The organism is Paraburkholderia sp., from assembly GCF_034668105.1.
In the GTDB taxonomy this organism is placed as follows: Bacteria; Pseudomonadota; Gammaproteobacteria; order Burkholderiales; family Burkholderiaceae; genus Paraburkholderia.
The window spans coordinates 1-9122 of sequence record NZ_JAXDPY010000555.1; the positions used below are offsets into that span (position 1 = coordinate 1).

Consider the following 9122-nt stretch of genomic DNA (forward strand, 5'->3'; position numbering starts at 1 on the left):
GATCGGCACCGGCACGCAGGCGGTGAATCATCTCGAAGCGATCGGCGAGCTGTTCCCCGACGCGCGCGTGTGGGTGAAGGGCAGTGCGCCCGCGCGGGCCGAAGCGTTTTGCGCCGCGCATCGTGCCGACGGCACAGGTGGCACACAAGGCACACAAGGCACACATGGCACCGGTGGCGCGCAGGGTGGCAAGGTGCGCGAACTGCAACCGCTAGCCGACCCTGACGCGAACATTCCCGCTTCGATCGACGTGGTGATCGCGCTGACCACCAGCAAGCAGGCCGTCTACGACGAAGTGGCGCGCCCGGATCGGCTCGTGATCGGCGTCGGCGCATTCACGCCGGCCATGGTCGAGATCGGCGCGCGCACGATCGCCGGCAGCGCGCTATTCGTCGACGACGAAGCCGGCGCGCGGCATGAAGCCGGTGATTTCATCCAGGCGGGCGTCGATTGGACGCAGGTCGGCGGAATTGCCGCAGTGGTCGAAAAAACCGCCTTGTTGTCGCGGGGAAAACCGATCGTTTTTAAAAGCGTCGGATGTGCGGCATGGGATCTGGCGGCCTGCCGCGTCGCGCGCGAAGCGTTGCGGGGCGGCTGATCATGGACCGTTTGCAGCGCCTCGCGCGACGGGATTCTTAGGTCCGGCTTGGCATCTTGCGCCAACCTGCGGCACATGTTGCCGTGCAAACAATCTCAAAACGTTGCACCATAGGCGTTTGCCAGAAAAAGTGCCGGCCCGCCGGCGTTTTTTGCTCCTTGTTTTTTGACCTGACGCCTATCACGACGCTGCGACCGCGCTATGACGACCCAACACGCTTCTGCCACTCCCAAATTGCCGCTCGACATGATCATCTTCGGCGGCACCGGCGATCTGTCGTTCCGCAAGCTGCTGCCCGCGCTCTACATGGCGCATCTGCACTGCAATCTGCCGCCGGATACCCGCATTCTCACGATCGGCCGCAAACCGTGGTCGCGCGATGAGTACATCAACGAATTCATGGAAGCGAAGGCGAAGCCCTTCATCGAAAAGAAGGCGTTCGATGCCGCCGCCTGGGACAAATTCCTGGCGCTGTTCGAGTACGTGCGCATGGACGTCGATTCGGTCGAGGACTATCACCGTCTGAAAGAAGCGTCGCGCGACGGCGTGCGCCGCGTGTTCTATCTCGCGACGTCGCCGGATCTGTTCACGCATATTTGCGACAACCTCTCGGCGGCCGGCCTCGTTGACGAGAATTCGCGTGTCGTGCTCGAGAAACCGCTGGGCCACGATCTGGCGTCCGCGCAGGAGATCAACACGGCGGTCGGCAAGCATTTCAGCGAAGCGCAGATTTACAGGATCGACCACTACCTCGGCAAGGAAACGGTGCAGAACCTGATGGTGCTGCGCTTTGGCAACGCGATTTTCGGCCCCCTGTGGCAGGCGCCGTATATCAAGAGCGTGCAGATCACCGTGGCCGAAGAGGTCGGGGTGGGCAGCCGTGCGGGCTTCTACGATAAAACCGGCGCGCTGCGCGACATGGTGCAGAACCACTTGCTGCAGCTGCTGTGCATTGTCGCGATGGAGCCGCCGGTGTCGCTCGATCCGGATGCGGTGCGCGACGAGAAGCTTAAGGTGCTGCGCTCGCTGCGTCCCATGACGCCCGAGGATATCGCGCGCGATACCGTGCGTGGCCAGTACACGGCCGGCGCGGTAAACGGCGAGCCGGTGAAGGGCTACCTCGAAGAAGACAACGTGCCGGCCGGCAGCCGTGCCGAGACTTTCGTCGCGTTGCGCGCGCATATCAACAACTGGCGCTGGGCCAACGTGCCGTTTTATCTGCGCACCGGCAAGCGGATGCAGAAGAAGGTATCGGAAATCGTGATCGAGTTTTCCGAATTACCGTTCTCGATCATTCCGAGCGGTGGGCGCAATTACGGCAACCGTCTGGTGATCCAGTTGCAGCCGGAAGAGTCGATCCAGTTGCAAATGCTCGCGAAGGAACCGGGCAGCGGCATGCACATGCTGCCGGTGAATCTGAACCTGGACTTGCAGCAGGCCTTCACCGAGCGGCGCGCGGAAGCGTATGAGCGTTTGCTGATCGACGTGATTCGCGGACGCCTCACGCACTTCATGCGCCGCGACGAACTCGAAGCTGCATGGGCATGGGCCGAACCGATTCTCGAAGGTTGGGCCAAGTCGGGCGACAAGCCGCGTGCTTATACGGCGGGTACGTTTGGACCGGCTGCGTCGACGGCGCTGATGGCGCGCGAAAACGCGGTGTGGGCGGAGGAATCGCAGTAAGTGGAGGGTCAAGCGTCGGCGGTACGTCGACGTTTGAAGAAAGCGTTGCATTGAAAAAGTCGGCCCGTTTTCGTGGACCGTAAGTTAAGGCAATACGCGTCTTACTGACGCACTACCGAATAGACACGTCCGCGGGTTGATTTGAGTCAATCCGCCGGCGTGTCTTGTCTGAAGGCGGCGCATAGAATCTTCGAATGCGCTCCGTTTCCTCCTGGCCTCTTGCCGCCAAACTCGCCGCTCTTGTCGCCACGTTGCTTGCGTTGGCGTTGGCGTCGATTGGCTTGACACTCTGGATTACCTGGCAACTCGACGGTGGCGCAGCTGCGATCAACGAGGCTGGGCGCATGCGAATGCAAACCTACCGCGTCGCGCTGATGCTACGCGATAACCCATCAAGGATCGGCGTGCTCGCCCGCCAGTTCGACGACAGTCTCGCGCTGCTTGAGAAGGGCGATCCGGCACGTCCGCTGTTCGTGCCATGGAACGACGAGGCGCGCCAGCGCTTTGCCCGCGTGCAATCGCAATGGCAAGCGTTGCGCCCGGTCTGGACCGGTGCAAGCCTGCCCGAGGTGACTGAGATTGATCGTGAAGCCAACCAGTTCGTTTTACTGATCGACTCGTTCGACAGTTCGATCGAAGCACAACTCGCGCGCTGGACCTCGATCCTCAACGTATTGCAGCTCGCGCTGCTCGTGCTGGCGATCGGTAGTGCGCTGGCGTTGCTGTACGTCGGCCATTTGAGCGTACTCGCGCCTGTCTTCAGACTGACCGAAGGTCTCGCGCGTATCGAGGGCGGCGATTTCGACACGCGCGTCGAAGTCGCTGCGCAGGATGAATTCGGTGAACTGTCCACGGGTTTCAACAGGATGGCGCAGAACCTGCAACAGCTTTATGCCGGTCTTGAACAGAAGGTCAACGAAAAAACCGCCAGCCTCGAAACGGAGCGGGCACGTCTCGCCGCACTCTATGAAGTGAGCGCGTTTCTTGCGGATGCCAATACGCTGGATGCCCTTGCACAGGGCTTCGCGCAACGCATTCGCCGCATCGCAGGAGCGGATTCCGTGGCGATCCGCTGGTCGGGCGAGGCCAACGAACGTTATCTGCTGCTGGCCGGAGACAGTCTGCCGCGCTTCATGATTGAAGACGAGCAATGCCTCACATCGCGCAGTTGCCTGTGTGGTCATCCGCAGAGCATGCCTGGCGCGCGGGTCATTCCGGTTCTGGCCGCGGGCCCCGGAGCGGCAACGCTCGGGCATTGCGCGCGCGCCGGCTACGCGACGCTCGTGTCAGTTCCCGTGATTCTGCATCAGCGCACGCTTGGCGAGATCGACCTGTTCTTTGGCAAGGCAATCGAGTTGTCCACCCAGGATCGCGACCTGCTCGACACGCTCGCGAGCCACCTGGCGGGCGCTATGGAAAATCTGCGCGTGAGCGCGCTCGAGCGGGAAACAGCGGTGTCCGATGAGCGTGCTTTGCTCGCGAGCGAACTGCACGATTCGATTGCGCAGTCGCTGGCGTTTCTGAAAATACAGGTGCAGTTGCTGCGCGACGCCTTGCCGGCGCCTGCCGATTCATCTGTCGCACGTATCGTCGACGAGCTGGGTGCGGGCGTGCGCGAAAGCACCGGCGACGTGCGCGAATTGCTGATGCATTTCCGCACGCGCGGCAATACCGAGGACATTGAACCCGCGCTGCGCACTACGCTGCGCAAATTCGAGCACCAGACCGGGCTCGTCACCAACCTGTCGATCGAAGGCCACGGTTTGCCGCTCGGTGCGGACGTGCAGGTGCAGGTGCTGCATGTGTTGCAGGAAGCGTTGTCGAACGTGCGCAAACATGCAAACGCGCGCGAGGTCTGGCTGGAGGTGCAGCAAAGTCCGGTATGGAGTTTTGAAGTTCGTGACGACGGCGAGGGTTTCGACGTACAGCGGCGCAAGCCGGGCGAGACACACGTCGGAATGCGCATCATGCGCGAACGCGCGGCTCGGATCGGCGCCGCAGTGGTGGTCGACTCCGTGCCCGGTGCGGGAACATGCGTCACATTGACGTTGGCGCCCTCCCAGCGCGGCACGTCGGACGCCGTTCATGAATATCGGGCTGAGGCGGCATAGGCGTCGATTCAAGACATAGGGTAGGTGATGATTCCAATTCGCTTGCTGGTGGTTGATGACCATACGTTGTTCCGGCGCGGCCTGATTGCCTTGCTGCGTGAAGATGCGCGATTCCAGGTGGTCGGCGAAGCGGCCGATGCCGGCGAGGCGCAACGGCGTGCCGATGAATTGCAGCCCGATCTGATCCTGCTGGACAACCATTTGCCTGGCGTCAGCGGGATCGACGCGCTCAAGGATTTGCGCGAGGCAGCGCCACAGGCCCGAGTGCTGATGCTGACCGTGAGCGAGGACGAACGCGATCTGGGTGCTGCCTTGCGCTGCGGCGCGCAGGGATATTTGTTGAAGACTGTCGATGCAGATACGCTCGCCGAGTCGATTATCCGCACCATGCGGGACGAGGCTGTGGTGAGTCCTGAGATGACCGGCAAGCTGGTGTCGGCGTATCGCGCCGTGGCGGCCGCAAATGACATCTCGACGAGTGCGACGAGTGCGAGGAGCGCGCCAGAGGCGACGGCGGCGCCGCCAGCCGTTGTCGATGCTGCGCGGCGACAACTTGTGCCGGATATCGCGTTATCGGTCCGCGAGCAGGAGATTCTCGCGCATATCGCCCGCGGTGCGAGTAACAAGGAGATTGCTCGTGCACTGGCGATTGCGGAGACCACCGTCAAGATTCATGTCCAGCATATTTTGCGCAAGCTTAAGTTGGGGTCGCGGGTGCAGGCCGCCGTTTATGCGACGGTGAATTCAATCGCAATAGGCTAGCTTCTGCTTCAAGGCGCGAGCAGTAGAGATTGCGCCTGCCCAAGTCCCAGGCGTTTCCTGTCACGGCGGGCAAACCGGCACAAAGCGCCGCGTGGATAAAAAAACAATACTCCAAAAGAACTACACCGCAGGAATCCTCCTACTCCTTCTGCACCCACGCTCATCTCCATTAGAAGGATACGCACGCCCTGTCGAAACCGGCAAAGTCAGAGTCATGGAAAAAGGAGTCAATCCCATGACAAAGACCGCGGTCGGCGGCAGCGCCGCAATCCAGACGAAGGCCTGGCCGGTCCTGATCGCGAGCACTTTCGCGTTCACCGTGTGCTTCATGGTGTGGATGATGTTCGGCGTGATCGGCATCCCGATCCGTCAATCGCTCCATCTGAACGAAACAGAGTTCGGCATGCTGGCCGCGCTGCCGGTCCTGACCGGTTCACTCGTGCGCGTGCCGCTCGGCATCTGGACCGATCGCTACGGTGGACGCCTCGTCATGGCGTGCCTGATGCTCGCCACCGTGCCGGCAATCTGGCTCATGAGCTACGCCACCGCTTATTGGCAATTCCTCGTCATCGGCCTGTTCGTCGGCCTGGCAGGCGGGGCGTTCTCGGTCGGCACGCCGTATGTGGCCCGCTGGTTTCCGCAGCAACGCCGCGGCTTTGCAATGGGCATCTTCGGTGCGGGCAATTCCGGCGCGGCCGTCAACAAGTTCGTCGCGCCCGTCATCCTCGTTGCCTTCGGCTGGAGCATGGTGGCCAGGACCTATGCCGTCGCCATGCTTGCCGCGGTCGCGTTGTTCTGGCTCTTCACTGCCAGCGATCCTTCGCATCGCGTGCCGAACAATCAGCGTTTCGTCGATCAGCTCAAGGCGCTCAAGGATCCGCGCGTCCTCAAGTATTGCCAGTACTACAGCATCGTGTTCGGCGGCTATGTCGGGCTCTCGTTGTGGATGGTGCAGTACTACGTCGGCGAATACGGGCTCGACATTCGTGTCGCGGCTTTGCTCGCAGCGTGCTTTTCGCTGCCCGGCGGCGTATTGCGTGCCGTGGGCGGTTGGCTCTCGGATCGCTATGGCGCCCATCGCGTGACGTGGTCGGTCATGTGGGTGAGCTGGATCTGTCTGTTTCTGCTTAGCTATCCGCAAACCGTTTTCACGATCGCCACCGTCGACGGGCCCAAGGTCTTCCACCTCGGCCTGAACGTGGTGTGGTTCACGGTGCTGATGTTCGTGCTCGGCATCGCTTTCGCGTTCGGCAAGGCCAGCACGTTCAAGTACATCAGCGACGAATTCCCCCACAACATCGGGGCGATCTCCGGCATCGTCGGCCTCGCCGGTGGTCTTGGCGGTTTCGCCCTGCCGATTCTGTTCGGACTGCTGGTCGATCTCACGGGCATTCGTTCGAGCGCCTTCATGCTGCTTTACGGCGTTGTATGGGTGTCGCTGATCTGGATGTATCTCACCGAAGTGCGTCGCAGCGACGTGATGACGGCAGGTGTGACGTTGACTACCACCGGCATCGCGCGCGATCAGTCGTCAAGGCGGCTTTCAACCCGCGCTTCAAATCAGGCTTCTTCTCAAGCAGGAACCCCATCATGAATATCTCGACAGCACGCGCGCGGGCTGGCCGCACGCTTACTCTCTGGACACCGGAGGACAAGGCCTTCTGGCAGCAGGAAGGCGAATCCGTCGCCAAACTCAATCTATGGATCTCGGTGCCCGCGCTTTTCCTCGCCTTCGCGGTCTGGCAGGTATGGAGCGTGGTGGCTGTCACGTTGCCGTCGCTCGGTTTTCGTTATTCGACCAATCAACTGTTCTGGCTGGCCGCGGCGCCGGCGCTCTCGGGCGCAACACTACGCATTTTCTATTCGTTCATGGTGCCGATTTTCGGCGGGCGTCGCTGGACGGCGCTTTCCACCGCGTCCCTGCTGATTCCCGCGGTCGGCATCGGCTTCGCGATGCAGGACAACACCACGAGCTATCCGACCATGCTGTTGCTAGCGCTTCTGTGTGGCTTCGGCGGCGGCAATTTTAGCTCGAGCATGGCCAACATCAGCTTCTTCTTTCCGAAGGAGCGCAAGGGCTCGGCACTCGGCGTGAACGGCGGATTCGGCAATCTCGGTGTATCCGCGGTGCAGTTTCTGTCGCCTCTGGTGATTACGGCCGGCGTGTTCGGCATCTTCGGCGGTGAGCCGCAATTGATGATGAAAGCCGGTCATGCATCGCAGGTGTGGATGCAGAACGCCGCATTCATCTGGGTGCCCTGGATCGCGATTTCCGCGCTCGCCGCATGGTTCGGCATGAACGATCTGGCCGACGCCAAGGCTTCTTTCGCCGCGCAGGCCACCATCTTTCGTAGCCGCCACAACTGGTTGATGTGCACGTTGTATCTCGGTACGTTCGGTTCGTTCATCGGTTATTCGGCCGGCTTCCCGTTGCTCATCAAGAGCCAGTTCCCGAACATCAATCCGCTGACTTACGCATGGGTAGGACCGTTCGTCGGTGCGGCCATTCGCCCGGTGGGCGGCTGGCTTGCCGACAAGCTTGGCGGTGCGCGCGTGACGTTCTGGAATTTCGGCGTGATGGCGCTGGCCGTGGTGGGCGTTCTGACCTTCCTGCCGAAGACCGGCAGCGCGGCATTCCCCTGGGGGCCGCAAGCCGGCGCGTTCGGTGGCTTCTTCGCGATGTTCATGCTGCTGTTCCTGACCACCGGTGTCGGCAATGGCTCAACCTTCCGCATGATTCCCGTGATCTTCCTGAACCTGCGGCTGCGCGGCGTTGCGTCCGATGATCAGGAAGCGCTCGCTCACGCGAACCGTGAAGGCAATACGGAAGGCGCGGCCGCGATTGGTTTCGCCGGGGCGATTGGTGCGTATGGCGGCTTCTTCATTCCAAAGAGCTACGGCAGTTCGATCCTCGCGAGCGGCGGCCCGGAGCTGGCGCTGTACGGTTTCATCGCGTTTTACGTGCTGTGTGTCGGATTGACCTGGTGGTTTTACGCGCGGCGCCACGCCGGGATGCCGTGTTGAGCGTGGCGCTGCAAAGCAATAGATAAGGATTCAAACCATGAGCCACTTTCTGGACAGACTCAAATACTTCTCCCAGCCGAGAGAACGCTTTGCGAAAGGGCACGGCGTGACCACAGGCGAGGACCGCACGTGGGAAGACGCATACCGTGCGCGCTGGCAGCACGACAAGATCGTACGTTCGACGCACGGCGTGAACTGCACAGGCTCATGCTCGTGGAAGATTCACGTGAAGGGCGGCATCGTCACGTGGGAAACGCAGCAGACCGACTATCCGCGCACGCGCGCCGATCTGCCGAATCATGAGCCGCGTGGTTGTGCGCGCGGCGCGAGCTACAGCTGGTATCTGTATAGCGCGAATCGCGTCAAATATCCGCTGGTGCGCGCACGCCTGCTCAAGCATTGGCGCGCCGCGCGCGCGGTCACTGCAAGCCCGGTCGAGGCGTGGGCCAGTGTTGTCGAGAACGACACACAGCGCCGCGACTATCAAAGCCAGCGCGGTTTGGGCGGCTTCGTGCGCGCCGACTGGAACGAGGTCAACGAAATCGTCGCGGCGGCCAACATCTCTACGATCAGGAAGCATGGGCCGGACCGCATTGTCGGCTTCTCGCCGATTCCAGCAATGTCGATGGTTAGCTATGCAGCGGGTAGCCGCTATCTGAGCCTGATCGGCGGCGTCTGCATGAGCTTTTACGACTGGTACTGCGATTTGCCGCCATCGAGCCCGCAAGTGTGGGGCGAGCAAACGGACGTGCCGGAATCGGCGGACTGGTACAACTCGAGCTACCTTATTGCGTGGGGTTCGAATGTGCCGCAAACGCGTACGCCCGACGCGCATTTCTTCACCGAGGTGCGTTATCGCGGCACCAAGACCGTTGCGGTCACGCCGGACTATTCGGAAGTCGCGAAGCTCGCCGATCTATGGATGCATCCGCGTCAAGGCACCG

Annotated in this window: 6 protein-coding genes and 1 pseudogene; all 7 read left to right on the top strand. The window is 61.6% G+C overall.

The window, feature by feature from the left end; translation table 11 throughout:
• Positions 1-598 (top strand): annotated as a pseudogene (locus QOC89_RS24555) (hypothetical protein); the annotation flags it as partial.
• 201 nt (positions 599-799) lie between these two features.
• The gene (gene zwf, locus QOC89_RS24560; RefSeq protein WP_323047386.1) at positions 800-2281 is read left to right on the top strand and encodes a glucose-6-phosphate dehydrogenase; all 1482 of its coding nucleotides are present in this window, start codon (positions 800-802) and stop codon (positions 2279-2281) included.
• Between the two features lie 194 nt (positions 2282-2475).
• Complete coding sequence (locus tag QOC89_RS24565) at positions 2476-4392, top strand: type IV pili methyl-accepting chemotaxis transducer N-terminal domain-containing protein (protein WP_323047387.1); 1917 nt, start codon at positions 2476-2478, stop codon at positions 4390-4392.
• 27 nt (positions 4393-4419) lie between these two features.
• The gene (locus QOC89_RS24570) at positions 4420-5154 is read left to right on the top strand and encodes a response regulator (RefSeq protein WP_323047388.1); all 735 of its coding nucleotides are present in this window, start codon (positions 4420-4422) and stop codon (positions 5152-5154) included.
• Positions 5155-5389: 235 nt separating this feature from the next.
• Complete coding sequence (locus tag QOC89_RS24575) at positions 5390-6748, top strand: nitrate/nitrite transporter (protein ID WP_323047389.1); 1359 nt, start codon at positions 5390-5392, stop codon at positions 6746-6748.
• Entirely contained in the window at positions 6745-8178 is a 1434-nt protein-coding gene (locus QOC89_RS24580) for an MFS transporter (RefSeq protein ID WP_323047390.1), read from the top strand. Before QOC89_RS24575 ends, QOC89_RS24580 begins: the two co-directional genes overlap by 4 nt.
• A 37-nt stretch (positions 8179-8215) precedes the next feature.
• Positions 8216-9122 (top strand): molybdopterin-dependent oxidoreductase (locus tag QOC89_RS24585; RefSeq protein ID WP_323047391.1); only part of this gene is annotated, 907 nt, incomplete at its 3' end.

Coding starts and splice junctions, on each gene's coding strand:
- QOC89_RS24580 (WP_323047390.1), top strand. CDS start 6,745: ATGAATATCTCGACAGCACGCGCGCGGGCTGGCCGCACGCTTACTCTC.
- zwf (WP_323047386.1), top strand. CDS start 800: ATGACGACCCAACACGCTTCTGCCACTCCCAAATTGCCGCTCGACATG.
- QOC89_RS24575 (WP_323047389.1), top strand. CDS start 5,390: ATGACAAAGACCGCGGTCGGCGGCAGCGCCGCAATCCAGACGAAGGCC.
- QOC89_RS24570 (WP_323047388.1), top strand. CDS start 4,420: ATGATTCCAATTCGCTTGCTGGTGGTTGATGACCATACGTTGTTCCGG.
- QOC89_RS24565 (WP_323047387.1), top strand. CDS start 2,476: ATGCGCTCCGTTTCCTCCTGGCCTCTTGCCGCCAAACTCGCCGCTCTT.